The sequence below is a fragment of the Ancylomarina salipaludis genome (assembly GCF_004122035.1).
Classification (GTDB): domain Bacteria; phylum Bacteroidota; class Bacteroidia; order Bacteroidales; family Marinifilaceae; genus Ancylomarina; species Ancylomarina salipaludis.
In genome coordinates this window covers 11,671-33,464 of record NZ_SAXA01000015.1, presented here as the reverse complement: position 1 = coordinate 33,464, position 21,794 = coordinate 11,671, and the positions used below count along the sequence as shown (strand labels likewise).

Genomic DNA, 21,794 nt, shown 5'->3' with positions numbered 1-21,794 from the left:
AAGCCCTCTATAGTAATAAACGAACTATAGAGGGCTTTCCTATTTGGTTTCGTATCGCCATAAAATCCTCTGATCCTAAGCTGACGATACACAGCTTTGTTCTCTTGTTACTAGACAACCATATCGTAACGCGATACCTTATTTACGCCTTTTATTTGTTTCAGTTTGGCAATCAGGTTATTCAGATGATCGATGTTCGAAATAACAACCGTTAATTTCCCCTCGAAACCACCCGCATTGGTCTCTACCTGAATGGAACGCATCTTAACCCGCAAGTCTTTGGTAATCACCTCTGAGATGTTATTTACCATACCCAATTCGTCCTCTCCTGTAATGTGCAAAACAGCCTGATAGGATGCACTTCCCTTAGATGTCCAGCTTGATTTAACCACACGGTAAGGATAACGCGTTAGCATCTCATTGGCATTGGGACAGGAAACACGGTGGATACGAATACCTTTCCCAATAGAAATGAAACCAAAAATTTCATCACCGAAAATTGGGCTACAGCACTTCGACAGGGTATAATCCACATTGGCAATATTCTCATCCACAATCAAAACATCCTCACCACCTTTTTCCTGAGTTTTAGGAGCAGCGATCTTATGCTCTACAGAGGCTTTTTCTTCCTCCTTTTTTACCATGATCTCTTTAATCTCTGAAAGATCATGCGTTTCGATGGCAATATTGTAATACAAATCGGAAGCCAACTTGTACTTATATCGGTTTAATAATTTGCGAATATTCTCATCACAGAACTCAATCTTCCAGTTTTTCATCCGTCGCATCAGCATCTCTTTACCCAGATCAGCCTCTTTAACCCGCTCCTCGTTAATGGTTTGACGAATTTTATTCTTAGCCTTTGTGGTCACAACAAAACTCAGCCAATCCGACTTGGGCTTTTGATTATTGGAAGTGGTAATGGATACCCGATCCCCATTTTGCAAAACCTGACGAATCGAAACATTGCGCTGATTGACCGTTCCACCAATACACTTATCACCCAAATCTGAATGGATAGAATAGGCAAAATCCAGTAAGGTAGAACCTGATTTCAATTGCTTTAAATCCCCCTTAGGCGTAAAAACATAAATCTCTTTGCTATATAAATCAGCCTTGAAATCATCAATCAAATCGACGCTACTATCCTCACGGCTTTCAAGAACCTCACGAATATCCTGAAGCCAGTTGTCCAGACCTCCATCTCCTTTGTCTCCTTTGTATCGCCAGTGTGCGGCAAAACCTTTCTCTGCAATATTATTCATTCGCTTACTGCGAATCTGAACTTCGACCCATCGGCCTTGCAAGCCCATCACCGTGGTGTGCAAAGACTCATACCCATTTGATTTAGGGATGGTTATCCAATCGCGCATACGCTGTGGATTGGGACGATACAAATCAGAAACGGCCGAATAAACCTGCCAGCATTCTGACTTCTCTTTCTTCTCCGAAGCTTTAATAATAATCCGGATGGCAAAAATATCATAGACTTCCTCGAACTCAACCTGCTGCTTTTTCATCTTATGCAGAATAGAAGCAATCGACTTGGTACGGGCTTTAATCTTATACTTTATTCCCAAATTATCCAGTTCTACACGAATAGGCGCCACAAAATCTTTGATATAGGCCTCACGCTCCTCTTCGGTATCCTTAAGTTTCTGCTCTAGCTCAAAATAAGTTTCAGGATCGAGGTAACGCAAAGCTAAATCTTCCATCGATGATTTAACCTGATACATACCCAAACGATGAGCCAGAGGAATGTATAAAAAGTTAATTTCCTTAGCTAATGAAATTTGTAACTCCCGACTCTTATTTCCTGCATTACGTAACTGGAACAAGCGGTCGGCTAAAATAATCAGTACCACACGAACATCATCGGCAAAACTCAAAAGCAGCTTTCTAAAATTCTCGGTATGTAAGGTCGGATTTTGCGCATAAATCTCGGTAACCTTTACCAGGCCCTCAATAATTTGAGTCACCTTGGGACCAAACATCAATTTGACTTCCTTGATGCTAATGTGCTTTTTCTGAACAATATCGTAAAGCATAGAACAAATAACAGATGTACGTCCCAGTCCCAGTTCGGTCACCACAATCTCTGCAATTTCAAGGGTCCTGAAAATAGCAGGTTCACCATTGGTTCGCCGCTCGCCTTCGTGATCTTCCAGACTTAAATTAAAAGCCTTTCGAACCAGTTTGATATCATCCTGAGAAATAATATTCTTACATGATTTCAGGAGATTTTTATATCGATAGAGTATTTGTCTTCTTTCCTCTTCTTCTTGTGTCATAGCCACCATAAGTTTCTTTTTACAATTTAGAACTCAAATCTGAAGCTTTTATTATGTCAGTTTTATCACAAACTACTTTCTAAATTCAACGATCAACTGATAAAAGAACAATGAAAGTGCCCTTTTATAATTCGACTAAAAGTATAAAAGCTTCATCTCAATGGCAAATAGATTATCGTTTTTTAACGCTTAACAGGCCGTATTTAATTTTACCTAAGATAGAGGCAATCTCATGTTGAAATAATGCGATGATTTATTAAATTTGTTTGCTTCGACAACTCGAATCATTATAATCGCACATGACAAAAATACCTAAACGCATCCTTTTTACCCGAAGCCTGAATTCAGAACAAGTTGAATTCGGGACGAAGCTCAATTGTTTGATCGATCACCACACGTTTATCCGTATCGATTTGTGTCAGCTTGATCAAAAGACCATCGATATTATCAATTCGGGGGATTATCCCAATTGGATATTCACCAGCCAAAATGCGGTTCGAAGTCTGGCACAAATTAAATCAGACATCCAATTTAATCAAGTAAAAAAGTGCTTTGCAGTTGGTGAAAAAACAGCAGATATGCTGAAGGAAATAGGTCTTTCTGCTGAAATTCCCCAGCGCCACAATGCTGAAGCCTTATCACACTTGCTTGAAGATTACAGCGCTGAATCTTTCTTGTATTTTACGGGCAACCTGCGTCAGGACACCCTAATCAATTTTTTCGAAGAACGCGAAATACCTTATAAGGAAATCAAGGTTTACGAAACGCATTTAATTCAGCCCGAAATCGATTTGGACATCTACGATGCCATATGTTTTTGCAGTCCGAGTGCGGTTCATAGCTTTTTCAAAAACTATCAACTAAAAAACAACCAGCCCTGCTTTGCCATTGGCTATACAACGGCAGCAGCGCTAGTCGATTATTCAGATAACGTGATGCTGGCCGACCAAACCAACGTTTACGCTTTAATACAAACTTGTAATCAATATTTAAACTCATAAAACAGACTAATATGCACCAATACAAAAGAAGTTCCGAACTGTTCGATCAAGCTCAGAAATACATTCCAGGAGGTGTTAACTCACCCGTTAGAGCTTTTAAATCAGTAGGTGGCACACCCGTTTTTATTAAAAAAGCAAAAGGCAGTATCCTAACCGACGAGGATGATAACGAATACATCGATTACATTTCGTCATGGGGCCCAATGATTTTGGGACATGCTCACCCAACAGTGATTAAAGCCATTAAGGATAAGGTTGAAGACTCAACCTCATTTGGTGCACCAACCGAATTGGAAATTGATATTGCCAAGTTGATTGTGGATATGGTTCCCAATATCGATAAGGTCAGAATGGTAAATTCAGGAACTGAGGCTTGTATGTCAGCTATTCGTGTGGCTCGTGGTTATACCGGTCGCAACAAATTTATCAAATTCGAAGGCTGTTACCACGGTCATTCCGATTCATTTTTGATTAAGGCAGGTAGTGGTGCCAGTACTTTTGGCGAACCTAACTCTCCAGGTGTTACACCAGGAACAGCAAATGATACACTGACAGCCAAATACAACGACATTGAAAACGTCAAGCAAGTTGTGGCTGACAATAAAGGCGAAATAGCCGCGATTATTATCGAAGCCATTGCGGGTAATATGGGCTGTGTGTTGCCTAAAAAAGGATTCCTTGAAGAATTGCGCCAAATTTGTGATGAAGAAGGTATTCTGCTGATTTTTGATGAAGTGATGTCTGGTTTCCGTTTAGCCAAAGGGGGCGCACAGGAATATTTTGGTGTTAAAGCTGATTTGGTAACCTTTGGTAAAGTAATTGGCGGCGGCATGCCAGTTGGTGCTTATGCCGGTCCTGATGAAATTATGAAGGTGGTTTCTCCTGTTGGACCTGTTTACCAGGCTGGAACGCTTTCGGGAAATCCAATTGCCATGATTGCAGGTTATACCCTACTAAGCGAATTGAATGAAAACCCACAGCATTTTACCGAACTTGCTGATAAGTGTGAATACCTTCACAAAGGCTTAGATAAAGTCTTAGCTGATTCAGGATTCGCATACAGAATCAACCGTTGCGGTTCAATGATCTCGGTTTTCTTCACCGATGTGGATGTGGTTGATTTCGACACCGCAGCTACTGCTAATAATGAACTGTTCCCTAAATTCTTCCACGAAATGTTGAAACGCGGTATTTACTTGCCACCATCATCATTCGAAAGTTATTTCCTTTCGAATTCCTTAACTTACGAGATGCTTGACAAAACCATTCAGGCAGCTAAGGAATCATTGGAAGCCATGAAAGCTTAAACCTTTTTTAAGACTTTATATCTCATCCCAAGTTCAGATAATGAGCTTGGGATTTTTTGTTTCGATCCTATAATTTTCCCCAAACTCACTTCTGTCCAACGACTTTTACTATACATCATTTTCCGATACAGAAAGTAAGTTGATTCTACAATAAATAGATTAACAATAGGTTAAGGATATCTGATGACTCATGAGGTACAAATAGGGTACAAAAACTGCACAAGATGGCTTTACATATTCACAGATGGTCAAATCACTAATAACGTCACCTAAAACTTTTTTCTTTTGAATGCTTATTTATTTTCATTCAAGATAAAAAATAGACGTTTTCTGCTAGAACTATCAAACCACAAGTTTTTGATATAAAAGGTAAACTTACAAAACATCAATAAATTTCTTACTTTTTCACCATCAATTTTTCTATCAAAAGCTTCGAATTGAAAGTACAATTCAACTACGACAATATGTCAGGATAATTTACTAAATCAAAATAAGATTCAAGTAGTCTCCGATTAAATAAACTCCAATTTAAAAGTTATTGTTTGGAGTTAAAACGCAACTCTACCCTATCAATGAAATCTTTTGTGGTAATTTTGAAAGCTGATGATAATTTAAATAAAGTCGAAATGGTAGGCTGACGCAAACCCCTTTCTAAAAACGAGATATAGTTCGGGGTCAAATTACTAAGTTCTGCTAATTTTTCTTGAGAAAATCCCTGCTCTAATCTAATTTCCCTTAACACTTCGCCAAATATTTTAACAATCGTCATTAAATAAGGAGGTTGAATTCGAATCTTTAAATGCTATTATAATTAGGCAAGGTAGATTCTTGAATTTTCAACCACCACACACCATAGTTTGATTTTTATTTTACCTTTGTATTTATCAATTAATATTATCGTATAAATAAAGTATCATTTTTGATAAAATATCTATAAATGGCAAAACAAAAATATTACGTCGTTTGGAAAGGCCGTAAAACTGGAATATTTGATAATTGGACTGAATGCAATAAGCACGTATCTGGATTTAAAGATGCTGAATATAAATCATTCAAGGATTTAGAATTAGCACAAAAAGCTTATTCTGAAAATTATAAAAAGTATAAAGGTAAAGACACTACCACAACCAAACCAATACAAGAACAAATAGATAACGCTGGGAAACCTAATCTTGATACTATTTCTGTAGATGCAGCATGCAGTGGAAACCCAGGAATTATGGAATATCAAGCTGTAGACACAAAAACTAAAAAACTAATTTTCCATGGTGGACCTTATTATGACTCCACCAATAATATTGGTGAATTCATTGCTCTTGTCCATTGCCTAGCTCACATGAAAAAAAATGGTGATACTAGACCTATATACACCGATAGTAAAACAGCAATGTCATGGGTAAGAGATAAAATCGTACGAACAGATAATCCTAAAACAGAAAACAATAAGAAATCATTCGACACTATCGAACGAGCCTTGAACTGGCTTAAAAATAATGAATACCCTAATAAAATTCTTAAATGGGAAACAAAGGTATGGGGTGAAATTCCTGCCGATTTTGGAAGAAAATAATCTAATTCTAACTTCAACAAACTAAATTATTATTAATCCATCAACATTCCTATCAATTTACAATTGGATGGATTGTTGATGGCTTTTAAAGATCATATAATTGATTCATCCCAAATATCACCTATTTTAAATTCTTCAAATATATCTTGAGTCAACTTAGACAGGACATGATCCCCTTGCCTCTCAATATCCAAATAGTTCCCCATAATGAGCTCTTTTAATTCGTCTTTTCCAGAAAATAATTTTCCATCAAAGCTAGACATCAACTCATTTAATCGAGATTGATTATACATCAATGTTTGTTTAATAATACTATGAGCATAAGCCTTATGCTCCTTGTACAAACCTTCAATCTTAAAAGTTTCTTTACTATTAGATATCCTCTCTTTAAACTCTATATTATCTGATTCTACATAGAGCGTTAAATCAAAATCAGCATTATCTTTTACAGATGTTAAATAGGAAATGTCATACTTAAAATCATCTCCAATACTCTCTGATTTGATATTTGTGACAAATTTTCCACTTTCCCCAAATCTTTCTTCAAAAGGATTAACATGCTGTTCTAAATAGAAATCTTTTTCTCCTTTAAAACTGCTATTACAAACATGACATGAGGGTACTAAATTGAATAATGATACTCCCAAAAATGGATAAATACTCTTTGGATAAAAATGATCCAAAGCTGGACGCATCTCTTTGGTTCCATCTCCTTTAGAATAATAATGAATAAACTGACGATTACAATATGGACATGTTTTAAGATTCAAAATCTTAACCCAATCATAGGCGCCCCATGAGTTCCCTTTTTCTTTTAATTTTTCATACGAAAAAACATATTCTAGTCTTCCTTTAACATTTGCATTCTTAAGTTTAGTATTTATTAATCGTATAAAATCAATAAACTCCTCAGGTTCACCACAAGCCTTTAAATCCATAGAATCAAACAACTTGGATTGTTGAACTAGTTTAAACACCTCCTTATATTTAGATTCCCATTGATTTTCTCTCACCCACTTATGACTTGGTACTATTTTTTTTATCTCAGCCAATTTAGTTAATTCTTCACTCTCTAATTTCTCGGAGAATATAAGATCATCAAAGTGAGTTCTAACATATTGAATTTCATTTCTAATCTCACTTGGAGTTCCACAAATTAAATTCTTCAACCTCGTTTTGTCTTTCAATAAAACAGAAATAAATCCTTTTAATGTTTTGTCAATATTTTTCTCTTTCTCTAAATCAATAAGTTTTTTTAAACAATTACTATCAAACCAAGCCCAATGCTTTTTTTGAGCATTCAATATCTGTTCTTTTGATAAATGTATTTTTATCATTTCTTTTGTTTTTCTCTCTCTTCTATTTCGTTAATTCTTCTCTTATAATATTGCAATTCAGTTTCCTTCTCATACTTTTGATTAAGTAAACTGTGGAGTTTGTTTTTTACTATTGGCTCTCCAATTAGATCTATTACTTCTTGTGCTTCAGATCTAGAGCTGATAGAATATGTTCCAATATTTTTTGCAAAATTGATAACATCATTTATCTTTTGTTTTGCAAAATCTCCAATCAAACCTTCATCCATAAAAAAACCATCTGCTAATAATGTATGGATATTCGCACCAAAAGTTTTCAGTTTACTTTTCTGAGGCAAAGCATAGCCGACATCCTCTTTTGTAAATCCATTTTTCCCAATATCACTTGGTGAAATGACTCTTAAAAAAAGAATATTGGATTCAGGAATATCAGAAAGAATAAAAGGAGAATGAGTTAGAAAACATATATTAATACCAGATATGGATTCCAGTGATTGCCTCTTTAAACTCTCAATAAGATATTTTATCAACTTCTTTTGTAGTTTTGGATGATAATAAAGCTCAATCTCATCAAACACGATGTTAACATCCCTATATTTCAAATAACCATTTTCTCTAGACACAGAATTAACATTGACAATATGATAAATGACAGAGCTTACAGAATGGATTAATTGCTTTTCTCCTGAACTTAAATCACTAAACATACTCGGCGTGAAATTGGCATTAGAATCAGTCACTAAAGATATGTCATAATTGAAAAATGCTGGAGGAAGAAATTCAATCAACTTTACTTCCTTGTCTCCATAAAGTCTCTCTAAAACAACAGCTAATTTTTCAACAGGAATGATATATACTCCATTCTCTTCATATTGAAAATTTTCAAAAAGATCATTATTAACATAGTTAATTGCTTGGCGCAACTTAAATGTAATATGACTTCTATCACCACTTAGTTTCCTAATTAAATCTTCAAATTTCGATTTATAGAACTGTCCTTCTGAAGAATTAAAATAACCAACATAGGGAGAATAAGTACGAACAATAGAAACAAGTTTTTTTATTATATATCTCTTAACTGCACCTGAATATGGGATGTTTTTGCTAATATCTAATCCCATATGCTTAGCTAGCATAGCCAATATTCGCTTTTCCCTAACACCATTCCTTTCAAAAAATTCTCTAAATGAGATGTTTATCTTTTTTTTCTTATTATCCTCATAACTGTATACATATTTAATCTTATCTAAATTCGGAATAAAGTGAAGATCTTTCACTTTTTGTTTCTCTGTTATCTGACGATAATCAAGATTGGTATTACTAGGCCGAAGAATATTAGCTAATAATCTAGAATAAACTAAATGATTTTCATCATTAATATCAATGTTTCCATCAGTTCGCATAGGATTTAAAACAACTGGTGTCTGATAACCATCATTTTTATGGAAAATTTTATCTACCCACTTCCCAATATGTTGTGAATTTAATGCGTAATGAGAATAATTTATTGCTATAGTATAGAAGAAATCATTTAGGTAAAACTGAGTATTACCTATAGGCTTTGTAATGCAATACTCATTATTCTCAGACATCACATAATTCGTGATTTCGATTCTATCTTTTTGAAGTGTCAATCGACAAATTTGTTTTCCTCTATGATAACACAATTCTACATTTATATTCTCCTCTAATTTTAGAGACTTTCCATCATTATCTATCAGAACATTATTTATTACAGATATATTATAGATCGTAACGAAAACCAATTCAGAAATTGTACTCTTTCCAGAACCATTTGCCCCAACAATGGCCGAAATATTAATTTTGGGACTTTTACTATCTTGAGAGTTAAATATGTTATTAGAAGCACCCTTTTTATGAATTATCTTATCATCTAATATCTCATAATTAGAATAAAAATTATAATACTTATTCACCTTTAATAGTTTTAAGTATTTTGTATTGCAGCCTTCTAATGGTCTTATTCCAATTATTTTAAAATCCTCTTTCATTAATATTAGTTGTTTTGGGTATAATAAAACTGATTATTTTTTACTATTCAGTTTTTCGATCTCAGCTTGATGCCATTTTACTTTCTCATCAATCGAACGTCGGTCATTAAGCATTTGCTGAAGCTTGTTTCTTAATATTGGCTCACCAATAATCTCAATAAGTTTCTGGGATTCTAGGTTACCCTGCTCATTAATTTGATTACCCTTTAAATAACATATCAATTGATTAATTATGTCCATTGCAAAATCACCAATTAATCCATCCTTTAGAAAAAAGGAATCAGATAATAATTCATGAATATTAGCGCCAAAAGTTTTCCGAGTCGAGGAATCAACAATTTCGGTTTTTGAATCTACTCCTTTCTTAAGCAACATCACATTCTCAGATGGCAAATCTGAAAGTAGATATGGACTATGAGACGTAATGATTAATTGAAATTTATAATCATGGAAATCAGAATTCAAAAAATTAAGCAACCATTTTAACAACTTTTTTTTCCATGCGGGATGATAACCTATTTCAGGTTCATCTAAAAGAACTATATACTCTTCTACAATATCTGAATAGTCCTTCTTCCTATTTAATATTTCAAAAATTCTTGCGAATAAAACAAGAAAGGAGTGTTCTCCAGAGCTATTGCCTGAATCAAAGAAATAATCATTTATTCGCATCAAATTTTCACGATCATCTCTCAAGATTTCTTCTTCCAATGCAATAAATTCTCTTAATAAAGTTCTATTTTCATTATTATTTTCAATAAGAAAATTTAAAAGGTGATGCCTCCATTCGGTTCTTTCTTCTGAGCTAGCATACCTGGATAATCGAAATTTAGTAACAAACTCCCCTTGATTAATTAGTATATTAAAGATTTCCAATAGATTTTTTATCTCTTTCCCCTTATCAAATATTTCCTCAGCATCTCCTTTTTCAAAAAGATATTTTCTTATTAATTCGCTATCCTCAGGTAACTTGTCACGACAGATGACTTTTAGTAAATTCAAACGGTAAAGCGAATCTGTTAAGGCAATTATTTCTTCATCTTTTAATTCAACCTCATTACTCCTATCTTCATGTTTGAACCAATAAGATTGGTAAATTTGTGTAAGTATATAATCCTGATACTCGTCAAGATATTCTTTACCCTTGAATGTATGGGTATAGTAATCAAGTTTGAGAAACCTATTATTCCCACTATAATTTGGTGAAATTCTAATTTTTTGTGGCCCTGTAAATGGACAATCTTCATGAAAATTCAAATAGAAATTTGCAATCCGATAGGCGTCTTCTCGGTAAAAAGGAAACAATCCATTATACTCTTCATCTTTATAGCTCCACAAAACATCTGACATAAGATATTGTGTTGAAATATTTTCCAACCCTGAGTTTCTTAGATCAGACCTCCAATCTAAAACATTAGAATAATAAATGAATTTTGTTTTAGCAAAATCATTAAACCATTTTTCTTCTGGCTCCAGAGGTGACTCGTTATATTCTACTATGTTATAACCCGACTTCTCGATTATTCCTTTAGATATTGTTAGATTTTTATGATAGAAAAGGTAGTTATCAATACATACTATACCTTCAAATGGTATATTAAAACTAAATGCACCATTTTGCATTGTAGCAATTGCTTCAAGAATGATTTCACATAAACTACTTTTACCACTTCCATTCTCACCAGCTATTGCGGTAACTGATTTAATATTAGGCCCAAAACCAATTATCGCCTTAAGCTTTTCCTTTATTTCAAAATTTTCACCATCATATGAAAAAGAATGATTCCCTGAGTGGTTAAAATTAAAACCCAACTCTTTAATGTTATTAAACTCTTTAACCCAGATATATTTTAGTTCCATCAATTTTAATCTCCTTTTTGATGCTGTTGCTCGTATAATTCTATTCTCCTCATAATTGTCTGTGCACTAAAAATTGACTGAAATGCTCTATCAACTACAATTGACATTAAAAACATAAACAAAGCTCCAATATCTATTAATAATCCTATTATTTTGTTCTCATGCAATACCCCAAACATAAGAGCAACTGCACCCATAGCAAATAGAATTACAATCAGAACTTTGGGGGCTCCAAGAATATAGGTAGCAGCTTTCCCGTTAGGTAATTCAAACTCAAGCGTATTATTATTAAATGATCTAATACTTGGGATTGCCTTTTTCAAAAGTTTATCAGAAATAACTGGCGCATACTGATTGTAGAAATTCAAATAAGATTTCAACTGATAATACTCCAAATTTATTTTTTGATTAGAACAATAGATTTCGGCTTCGAGTTCTAACAAATGTTGTTTTTGAATATAAGTATCTAAGAATTTTGTTTCTGACAGTAATTTATATTCATCGATTAAAAATTTCATTCTTTTATACCTTCTCATTCTAAAAGGCATACTCATAAAGTATATTATTGAACTCGAAACTCCTTCAAGTGATGTTTTTAACAAAGGCTCATTTATATTCATAAATTTATTTTCAATAATGATCTACACCCCCTGATACTTCTTAAAATTCTCAGCTTGATCTAGGATTTCTTTATATACTTCATCCTTAGTAACAGGTGGGTAACCAAATTTTGCTAATAATTTAATAAGATCCATTTTTAATTCGGCTTTGATATCATCACGATGGTTCCAATCAACGTATTTAGCTTTATCATCAACAACTAGCTTTACTTCTTTTGCTAATTCAATACATTTTTCGTCAGGATAATCAAAATCGAACTTGTGAGCAATCATCTTTAATATGTCGTAGAAAGCTTTTTCTTCGAAGCCGATCCCCATATCTCCAAAGGATTCTTTTTCTTTTTTCAATAGATGATACAAGTCGATAATCTCATCTGTAAAATCTTCCAAAACATCACTTTGAAGCACATCGCCCTTTCTTTCATTGTAATCATCGACCAGTTTTTTCATTTTTTTAGAAAAATCGATCCCTTTGGCTTTATTCACCTTTTTGAACTCGTCGATGGCTCTAGCCAGCAGCTGTTGTAAAAGTTTAATTTTAGTATTGGGTAACTTTATTTTATCAATTTTAGCCAGGTAGTCTTCATCAAAGATGTCGATATTGGTTTCTTTTGTATCACCCAGTTTATATATCTCCTCAACACCATCACTTTCAATTGCTTCTTTAATCATTTCACGCACCTTAATATTCATCTGAGCAGTATCAGGTGCATCTCCCTTGGTTAGCTTAAACACGATAGAGCGAACTGCTAAATAAAAGTGAATGACATCTCTTTCATATTGATTAAATTCATCGCTACCACAGCAAATATCGTAAGCCGCTTTTAATCGTTTTACCAGATTCATAAAGCGGTTCTCAAGCTCTTTGGTCAATTGAAGAAACTCAGCTGCATTTCTTAGACAATTGAGTTGACGTAAAGAATCATCAGTGAAGTAATCAGCATTGTCAAACTTGTGAAATAAGCGTCTTAATAAATCCAACTGATCTTTTACAGTATCAATCGACTGTCGAACATCTTCGATACTGGTTCCTCCTCCTCCAGTGTATTTTTTAAGAGCCTTATTCATGGCACTCTTTATACCAATATAATCGATCACCAATCCTTTTTCTTTTCCAGGATAATTACGGTTAACTCTTGATATGGTCTGAATCAGATTATGCAATTGAATCGGCTTGTCGATATACATGGTATCTAAGAATGGTACATCAAACCCGGTTAACCACATATCTACTACAATAGCTATTTTAAAATTCGATTTCTCGTTTTTAAATTGAGTATCGAGCTTTTTCCTGTCATCTTTTGTACCCAACATATCATAGAGCAACTTCTCATCATCCTTGCCTCGGGTCATGATCATTTTAATACGCTCTATAGGCAATATCTCTTTCTTTTCTTTATCAGATAATTCATAAGCATCGTCACATGCTTTTACTTCTGCCCATTCAGGACGAAGAGTGATAATCTCTTTATATAAATCATAGGCAATAGGACGAGAACTGCACACAAACATGGCCTTACCCTTTACTGTAGAGCCTTCGTTTATTCTTTTTTCGTAATGATCAACAAAATCTTTAGCTACCGCCTTTAAACGATCAGGATCACCAAGGATAACATTCATATTGGTTGTGGCTTTTTTACTCTCTTCAACCTGATGTTCATTTGCCCCTTCCTCTTCGCATTGCTTGTAATATTCTTCTATCTTCTTAAGTTCCTGATTTTTTAACAGCACCTTAGCTGCACGACCTTCATAAACAATTCTCTTGGTGATTTCGTCCTTTACCGATTCTGTCATGGTATAAGAATCCTCAATCTGACCAAAAACATCTAAAGTGGCATCAATAGGCGTACCTGTGAATCCTACATAGGTGGCATTGGGTAAAGAATCGTGAAGGTATTTAGCAAAACCATAGGTTTTTGTAACCGTACCTTTTTCTTCATCAACGATTACTTTCTGGTCTAAATTGGTTTGAGAACGATGGGCTTCATCCGAAATACAAATCACATTGGTTCTTTCGGTTAGAAGTTCGATATCCTCTGTAAACTTATGAATGGTGGTTAGGAATACACCTCCGCTATTTCTGCCTTGCAATAGCTCTCTTAAATCTTTACGGCTCTCAACACTAACTATAGTGTTATCACCTATATATCCTTTGGCATTCGTAAAAGTTCTAGCCAACTGATCGTCCAAATCGGTACGATCTGTAATCAGTACTATGGTAGGACTTGAAAAATCCACACTTTTCATTAATAAACGAGACAAGAACAGCATCGTGAAACTTTTACCACAGCCTGTGGCTCCAAAGTAGGTTCCTCCCTTACCATCGCCCTGTGGGCGTAGATGAAGTTTAATGCTCCAAAATAACTTATTAGCTGCGTAATATTGAGGGTAACGACAAACAATCTTCTCATCCTTTTTGGAAGCATCGGGTATGTAAATGAAATTACGTATGATATCACGTAATCTATCGTGATCAAACATCCCTTGTATTAATGAATACATGGAATCGATACCATCTACTTCTTCCTCATATCCCGTAATTTTTCGCCAGGCATAATAGAAATCGTAAGGTGCAAAAAAGGAACCAGACTTATTATTAACCCCATCAGATATCACACAAAAAGCATTGTATTTGAACAGTTCAGGAATATCACGTTGGTAACGAATCGTTAATTGCTCGTAAGCATTGTAGATGGTTGCACTTTCTCGTATAGCTGATTTGAACTCAAAAACCACAACAGGAATACCATTGATATATAATATACCATCAGGTATTCGTTTTTCGTAGCCTTCAATCTCAAGTTGAGTGATAATTTTATAAATATTATTATCAGTATTTAAAGTATAATCTGCTTTAGAATCAGCTGCCAATTGAATATCGTCATTCTGACTTGCTTTAGCATGTAACTGCTTACTTGGATAATCAATTAAATATATCCACAAATCTTTAACTTTGGGAGCTTCACGTTTAAAAACAAAACCATCGGCTATCAATTTCATGATAGCTTTATTAGATTCATACAAATCGGATGAAGGATAAGATTCGAGCTGACGAATAATAAGCTCCACTTCAGTATCTGTTAAATCAGCACTTTTGTACTGACTCTTCAAAAAGCTTCGCAAATCATCTTTTAGCAGAACTTCTTCTGGCTTACGAATAATATCTTTACCAGATACATGTGAAATATCCTGTTCGCCTAATAACTGAATAAATGCTTCTTCTAGTTTTGCTTCGGTGAATTTCATAGAACTAAATTAACGGACTTAAAAATCGAGATATTTCACGTTGTTTGTAGTCACCCCATGGCATCATTCGTTTTTTAGGATAGCTCACAAATAGAAATCTTTTCGCTCGAGTAAAAGCAACATATGTATTATTCTTCTCTTGATTTAATTCTTCTCCTCCTTTATTTATTGCTCTGTAATCAGGGAAAGTTCCATCATCCATTCCTATCAGAAATACAATTTCACTCTCTTGTCCTTTCATCGTATGAACGGTACTCAAGCAAACACCAGTTTCTTTTATATTATTGTTTTTTGTAATCCCTAAAGCTATTGCAGCTTTAAAGCCTTCTAGACTTGTTTTTATATTTTGCTTTTTATATTGGATAAGCTGAGTATTAAAATCATCCAACTCATCTAATGTTAGCTTTCTTTCATCATCATCAAAAAACTCTTCATTGAATATAATTCTTAACTCTTCAATCTTTAGATGGATGTTTTCCATACTAATCTCATCTACCAGTTTTTTAATTCTTAAAGAAATTGGATAAATAGATTTTTGAAGTTCTTCAATGTCATTAACATCCCTAACCTTTATGTAATCTTCTAACTTCTTTTGATGTAAGCGATCTAATGGATTTATTTTGATTCTAAAGAACAAATCAAAAATCTTCATTGAGGATGAAGTAAATTTAATGCCTGAATTTCCAGATTTATAATAAAATGGTATTTCTTCTGAAAGCAACATCCCTTCAATATTTTTAAAAACAAATTTATTTCTAGCTAAGATTGAGATTCTTTCATAAGTAATTTCACCTTCGATGTCTGAATGTTTTTGAAGATTTACAAGCTCTTTAATTTTATTTGCAACATAAATTGCTTCATCTTGATCTGTATCTAAAGCTTGTATTTGGAAAACTCCTTCAATTACATAGTTAACTGCCTCAACATCTAAGTCCATTAATTGATTTGATGCTTCAATTATTGTTTTAGAACATCTATAATTCTCATCAAGAACTATTTCCTGAGCACTAAAGTCATTTATAAAATCTTCCTGCATGAATGTTGATGCTGAACCATTAAAACCATATATCGATTGGTTAGGATCTCCTACCATCATCACATTTTGAATCATACTTCCGCACAATGCTTTTAATAGAAAGTATTGGAGTTTATTTAGATCTTGACACTCATCAATGCAGATAAAGGAATAAGCCTTCCTGTATAAATTAGCAACCGCATCATTATTTGTAAATAAGTCATATACGAGCTTTATAATATCATCAAAATCAATTGCATTATTTGATTTTAATATGTCTTGATAGTTTTTATAAAGATATTTAAGCTCTTCATCCTTTGATCCTTCAACAAGCTCATCTGGTGAAATTAATTCACGTTTAACAGTTGAAATAAATTGTAAAGCGTTATATGTATATTGATTCTTCTGTTTAGTATCTAAATCATCATAAATTTCTTTGAAATATGGAATTGATTCTATCGCTTCTTTTATGAGTTCAATTCTATCTGAATCATCCTCAAAAATATGTGGCATCTTTTTATATCCCAACAACTTAAATCTCAATTCTAGAATAGATTGACAAAAACTATGAAAAGTACCAACAAATACGTTTTTATTTATTTTTTCAGAAGAACCTAAACGTTCTTTAATTTCAGCCGCAGCTTTATTTGTAAAAGTAATAGCTAAGATTTTACCTTGATTAGATTCTGATAATCTTTTAACCCTTTCAGTTAAAACCCTAGTTTTACCGCTGCCTGCACTAGCGAGGACTAAAAAAGAACCATGCTCTAAATGCACAATGCCAGCTTGTTTTTCTGATAAATTTACTTTATTCATTATGCTATGGATTTAAGATTTCATTTACTTTATTAAATAAATCTACAATTTTAGGTGGTAAATCCTTATCTGAATTATATATTAATTCAGATAATACGCTAGGGTATTTCGTTTTGTTATGAGATAACAAATCATTCAAAGCTCTCACTCTACCTTCAGCACCATTATAATCACGAAGGTCTTCAACAAAAATATTTTGCACACAAGTTTCACAAACATCATCAGTTCTAATTCTACCTTTAGAACTTCCATTCTTATTAGCAATTAACTCATCCAAATCATCCGTATTCAAAATAGTTTCTAGACAGGATTCTATTTCTTCCTGATAACCATTTTTTAGCATATAAGATTCAAAATCATCTTCATTTTCAAAATGAATTATATTATCAGGTAATACTATGTCATTTACATGATCAGTAGATTTCGATAGTTTCTTATAATCTTTCTTTATTTTTTTTATAATATCAGATTCACCATCACTTAAGATAAACCATTTAATATTTAAATTCTTCAAAAAATATATAAAAGGAAAATAATTTCCACCTCCCGAAATTCCAACAATATCAATTCCTAGCTCTACGATGCTTTTAGAGAAATGTTTTTTTAGTAATAGTGGTAATGCTTGTTCTTCAGTTTCTCCTTCACATAAAATAATAACCTTAGAAAAGTACAATTCACCTCTAGTATTAATAACCTGTCGGCTAATTTTTCTAATTTCTTCTGTTGTCAACTCATCTTCAACAATCTTTCCAATTAAGGTTGAATTGTCTTTTTTTACTATACTTCTGATTTCTTTTATTTTGGCACTACCAGCTATGTATGTAGAATGAGTTGAAACAATCTTTTGCCCAACAATATTATTTATTTGAGAATATAATTTTTTCTGAGCGTTAGGATGTAAGTGGGATTCTGGTTCTTCAATTGCAATAATAGGATAGTATGCTACTTGACCTTCATTTGCCAAATTCATGTTCTGTAAAATGAAAGCTTTTAAAATTAATAACGAAGACCAACTTCGTGTTCCCATTCCATGATATTCCATAGCAAACTGGGAGTAATTAATTTTTACACCTTTATTTAAATCTCGTAATTTCTTTGTGAAAGGAGTAATATCAACAGTACTATTGGGATTATCCATTGCAGTATCCAACTCCTCTAGAGTCGTATGTAGATTTGTTAGAACCTCACTACGCTCTATTGTTTCTTTATTTAAATCTCTTATTAATCCCTCGATTAACTCTTTATCTCCATCTTCATAATTAATTGATGATAAAATTTTACCTAGATATGAGGTTTTAGATTTTAAGTCATCAAGAATATCTCTATTGGCATCTAAATAGAAAAAAGGAATTTCATCAAAGTAGAAACTAAGTTCATTATCATATTCATTCTCATACCAGTGAGTTCCATCTTCTGATATAAATTCATTCCACTCATCTATAACAAACTGTTTCTTTCTATATGTCTTACGTATTAAGTTCTCTTCGATTATGGTTCTAAAGGAAAGAGTTTGATTACCATCACTATCAAGGGATATTCTATTCTCGGTAAAGACTGTAGCCCACTTGTCTTCAAATATATTTACCTGCTCTCCTGCATCATTTACACTAATAAAAAGCAGATCTACTATAATTTTATCTCTAAGGACATCATCCGAGAAGAAAAAATCATCATCCGAGATTTGATGTGAATTAGATAGTGCAAGCTGTAATGCTCTTAATAGAGTTGTTTTTCCAGCATTATTTGTACCAACCAATACCGTTGTTGGCAGAAAATCAACTTCAATATTATCTAATCCTCTAAATCCGTGAATTCGTATTTGTTTTAATAATATCCCCATATGTCTAATCCGCAATTGTAGTTGTTGTATAAGTATTCTCTTCGGCCTCTACTTTGGTCATTTTTGAGAGTAGTAATCCCTTCATATCGACCAATAATTTAGTTTCACTAGCTCTAACTTTTATTTGTTCAAAAATTGGTTTGGCTTTAGTATGAAAAGATTGCATTTTCTCATGAGTAAATGAGGCAATCTTGTATTCTTTCAAGTAATCACTATGAACCCTTTGTCTTCCAGATGAACCAACCATACTACTTATAGCATAAGTTCTAAACATATCATCTTTAGCTAAGCAATATACCCAGTATGGACTAATTGCTTTTTTGGCTCTCATAACGATAAATTCTGTAGAACCATATGCAACTTCATTATCTACCAAACAGTCAACAAAAGCTGTTTTTCCATTCTCTAAGCAAGGTGTAATCCTTGCTAAAAGTGTATCTTCGTTTTTAAATTTTGAACCTGAAGTAAATTCCCTTTTTATATTTTTTTTAATGCTCATTGCACTTTCCTGTACGTCAGCCATTTCAATATAGCTTACTACAGTATTCTTTTTGATTAAATGTTTAGGATTAAATTCAATATAACTATCTAAATCCATTAAATCTTCATTGGTGCCATCAACAAACCAATTCTTAAACAAAGCCTGTGCAGTTTCTTCGAGCTTTTGGTTGAGTTGCTCGTTTAGTTTTATGCGGTTAACTACGGTGTTGTATTCTTTTACTATTTCTCTTTGCTTTTCGATTGAGGGGATGGGGAGTTCGACTTCACACATTTCTTCCCAATCAAATATTTCACGAACACTTCCATGTGATTTATAGCGAGCATAGCGGTCAAATTCGGGTCTCCGAAACCACATCATTAGGTATTCTGGGTCAAGCTTATCATGATCTATAATATCAAAAACACTATATGCCTGTGAAACTAAAGCTATATCATGGTCTTCTAACATCGCCAGACCAATTTTATCCCCACGTCTAGAAGTGTCAGGAATATAGGTAAACTGCTTCCTTTTTACTATTTTATATTTCTTAAAATCTGTACCTACAGTATTTGCAATTGATGGAATGAAAACCTTCTGAACACTTACTCCTAATAATAAATCTACCTCAAGTTTCTTATTTCTAACATCAACTGGTCTAATGTATTCTCTAAGCTGCTTATAATTTGACTTCATATCCCAACTCTTTAAATACATTTAATAAATCAGCTTTCGATTTTTCTTCAGCTTCTAATAGTTCTGAAAACTCAGTTTGAAGAGTTGTCATTTTTGTGTCGAAATCAATATTCTCATCACGATTTACAAATTCAATATACTTACTAGGAACAAGCGAGTAATCTTTTGCAGCTACTTCAGTTTTGGTTGCACCATAACAATATTCTGGCACGTTTTCAAAATCAGAGTTTTGTTGCCAGTCGTGATATGTAGCAGCAAATTTGCTTATATGCTCTTCATTAAATTGTATATATTTTTTTTCAAAAGGTTCGCCTTCCTGGCGTAAATCCATAAAAAGGATTTCTTCTTCACGTAGGCGGTAGTTGCGAGTTTCATCGGGCAATTCAACTACTCTTTCAGTTTTATTATGGTTTAAAATCCAAAGCGTTACGCTAATATCAGTGGTATAAAACATGTTACGTGGTAAAATGACAATGGCTTCTACCAAATTATTTTCAATAAGCTGTTTACGAATCTTGTATTCTTCACCACCGCCAGATAAAGCTCCATTGGCTAGGATAAAACCTGCCACTCCATTTTGCGAAAGCTTACTCACCATATTAAGTATCCAAGCATAGTTGGCATTGCTTTTCGGTGGTGTATCGTAACCTGCCCAACGAGGGTCGTCAGTCAATTCATCGGCAGCCCTCCAATCCTTTTGATTAAAAGGTGGATTGGCCATGATATAATCGGCCTTAAGATCTTTATGCTGGTCTTTTCCAAATGTATCGGCAGGTACAGCACCAAAATTGGCAGCAATACCACGAATGGCCAAGTTCATTTTTGCCAGTTTATGAGTTGCGGATGTATATTCCTGTCCGTAAATGCTAACTTCTTTTTTATTTCCGTGATGGCTTTCAATAAATTTTATCGACTGTACAAACATACCTCCAGAACCACAAGCAGGGTCGTAAATAATACCTTTGAATGGTTCAATCATTTCGGCAATAAGATTTACGATACTATCAGGGGTGTAGAACTCTCCTTTCCCTTTTCCTTCGGCTATTGCAAACTTCTTAAGGAAGTATTGATATATCTTACCAATTATATCAACTTTTTTGTCCTTGATTGTATTAATATCGTTAATGGTGTCGAGTAAAGCTGAAAGCTTACTTACATCCAAGTTTAAACGAGAGAAATAGTTATCGGGCAATGCCCCTTTTAGTGTAGGGTTATTCTTCTCTATGGTATGTAATGCGGTATCTATCTTTAATGCAATATCATCCTGCTTGCCATTTTTAATGATATAGCTCCAACGGCTTTCTTCTGGTAAAAAGAATACGTTTTTGCTCGCATAAAACTCCTTCATTTCAAGGAAATCCTGTTCACCATCAGCTATCATTTCCTTTCGCCTCTCTTCAAACTTATCGCTTACAAACTTTAAGAAAATCAAGCCTAATACAACGTGCTTGTATTCGCTACTTTCTACCGTTCCCCTCAATTTATTGGCCGAATCCCAAAGGGTTTCTTCCATACTCTTCTGCTTCTTAGCTGTAGCCTTTTTCGCCATCTATAATATCTTATTGTTAATTTCCAATTTAAGATTGCAAGTTAAGAAAAAGGAAGGAAACAAAAGCTTGTCAAGGCTGTCAAGTTGAAGTTTTAAATGAAAACAATTGTAATAATCTGATCCACTGACAATACCCCACAAATATTGTTTTAGGGTTTACTTAGTACGAATAAAAGA

The 21,794-nt window shown here is 33.6% G+C and carries 14 protein-coding genes; 3 read left to right on the top strand and 11 right to left on the bottom strand.

Annotated features, from left to right (window positions below):
- Nucleotides 1-110: 110 nt before the first annotated feature.
- Nucleotides 111-2,291: a RelA/SpoT family protein gene (locus EO244_RS14130; RefSeq protein ID WP_241687989.1), complete on the bottom strand. Its 2,181-nt coding sequence runs from the start codon at nucleotides 2,289-2,291 to the stop codon at nucleotides 111-113.
- Between the two features lie 299 nt (nucleotides 2,292-2,590).
- Between EO244_RS14130 and EO244_RS14125 the strand changes: the two genes are divergently transcribed.
- The gene (locus tag EO244_RS14125) at nucleotides 2,591-3,292 is read left to right on the top strand and encodes a uroporphyrinogen-III synthase (RefSeq protein WP_129255338.1); all 702 of its coding nucleotides are present in this window, start codon (nucleotides 2,591-2,593) and stop codon (nucleotides 3,290-3,292) included.
- A gap of 11 nt (nucleotides 3,293-3,303) precedes the next feature.
- The gene (gene hemL / locus EO244_RS14120; RefSeq protein WP_129255337.1) at nucleotides 3,304-4,599 is read left to right on the top strand and encodes a glutamate-1-semialdehyde 2,1-aminomutase; all 1,296 of its coding nucleotides are present in this window, start codon (nucleotides 3,304-3,306) and stop codon (nucleotides 4,597-4,599) included.
- 535 nt (nucleotides 4,600-5,134) lie between these two features.
- On the opposite strand, the gene EO244_RS14115 is transcribed toward hemL, so the two are convergent.
- A complete protein-coding gene (locus tag EO244_RS14115) occupies nucleotides 5,135-5,368 on the bottom strand; it encodes a helix-turn-helix domain-containing protein (protein WP_129255336.1) in 234 nt (77 codons plus the stop codon).
- 168 nt (nucleotides 5,369-5,536) lie between these two features.
- Between EO244_RS14115 and EO244_RS14110 the strand changes: the two genes are divergently transcribed.
- Nucleotides 5,537-6,169: a ribonuclease H1 domain-containing protein gene (locus tag EO244_RS14110; RefSeq protein WP_129255335.1), complete on the top strand. Its 633-nt coding sequence runs from the start codon at nucleotides 5,537-5,539 to the stop codon at nucleotides 6,167-6,169.
- Nucleotides 6,170-6,261: 92 nt separating this feature from the next.
- Here EO244_RS14110 and EO244_RS14105 read toward each other — a convergent pair whose 3' ends face one another.
- From EO244_RS14105 to EO244_RS14065, 9 genes are read right to left on the bottom strand one after another with little or no spacing between them, the layout of a single operon-like run.
- Nucleotides 6,262-7,506 carry a hypothetical protein gene (locus EO244_RS14105; protein ID WP_129255334.1) on the bottom strand — a complete coding sequence of 415 codons (1,245 nt, stop codon included), beginning with the start codon at nucleotides 7,504-7,506 and terminating at the stop codon, nucleotides 6,262-6,264.
- Nucleotides 7,503-9,497, bottom strand: coding sequence for an AAA family ATPase (locus tag EO244_RS14100; protein WP_129255333.1), 1,995 nt, complete (start codon nucleotides 9,495-9,497; stop codon nucleotides 7,503-7,505). The genes EO244_RS14105 and EO244_RS14100 overlap by 4 nt, the downstream gene beginning before the upstream one ends.
- Before the next feature lie 33 nt (nucleotides 9,498-9,530).
- A complete protein-coding gene (locus EO244_RS14095; protein WP_129255332.1) occupies nucleotides 9,531-11,357 on the bottom strand; it encodes an AAA family ATPase in 1,827 nt (608 codons plus the stop codon).
- Between the two features lie 5 nt (nucleotides 11,358-11,362).
- Nucleotides 11,363-11,977, bottom strand: a complete 615-nt coding sequence (locus EO244_RS14090; RefSeq protein WP_129255331.1) for a hypothetical protein — start codon at nucleotides 11,975-11,977, stop codon at nucleotides 11,363-11,365.
- 21 nt (nucleotides 11,978-11,998) lie between these two features.
- Nucleotides 11,999-15,223 carry a type I restriction endonuclease subunit R gene (locus EO244_RS14085; protein WP_129255330.1) on the bottom strand — a complete coding sequence of 1,075 codons (3,225 nt, stop codon included), beginning with the start codon at nucleotides 15,221-15,223 and terminating at the stop codon, nucleotides 11,999-12,001.
- Between the two features lie 4 nt (nucleotides 15,224-15,227).
- A complete protein-coding gene (locus EO244_RS14080; protein ID WP_129255329.1) occupies nucleotides 15,228-17,054 on the bottom strand; it encodes an ATP-dependent helicase in 1,827 nt (608 codons plus the stop codon).
- Nucleotides 17,055-17,058: 4 nt separating this feature from the next.
- Nucleotides 17,059-18,894: an ATP-dependent nuclease gene (locus tag EO244_RS14075; protein ID WP_129255328.1), complete on the bottom strand. Its 1,836-nt coding sequence runs from the start codon at nucleotides 18,892-18,894 to the stop codon at nucleotides 17,059-17,061.
- Between the two features lie 4 nt (nucleotides 18,895-18,898).
- Entirely contained in the window at nucleotides 18,899-20,068 is a 1,170-nt protein-coding gene (locus tag EO244_RS14070; RefSeq protein ID WP_129255327.1) for a restriction endonuclease subunit S, read from the bottom strand.
- Complete coding sequence (locus tag EO244_RS14065; RefSeq protein WP_129255326.1) at nucleotides 20,052-21,617, bottom strand: type I restriction-modification system subunit M; 1,566 nt, start codon at nucleotides 21,615-21,617, stop codon at nucleotides 20,052-20,054. Before EO244_RS14065 ends, EO244_RS14070 begins: the two co-directional genes overlap by 17 nt.
- Nucleotides 21,618-21,794 lie beyond the last annotated feature (177 nt).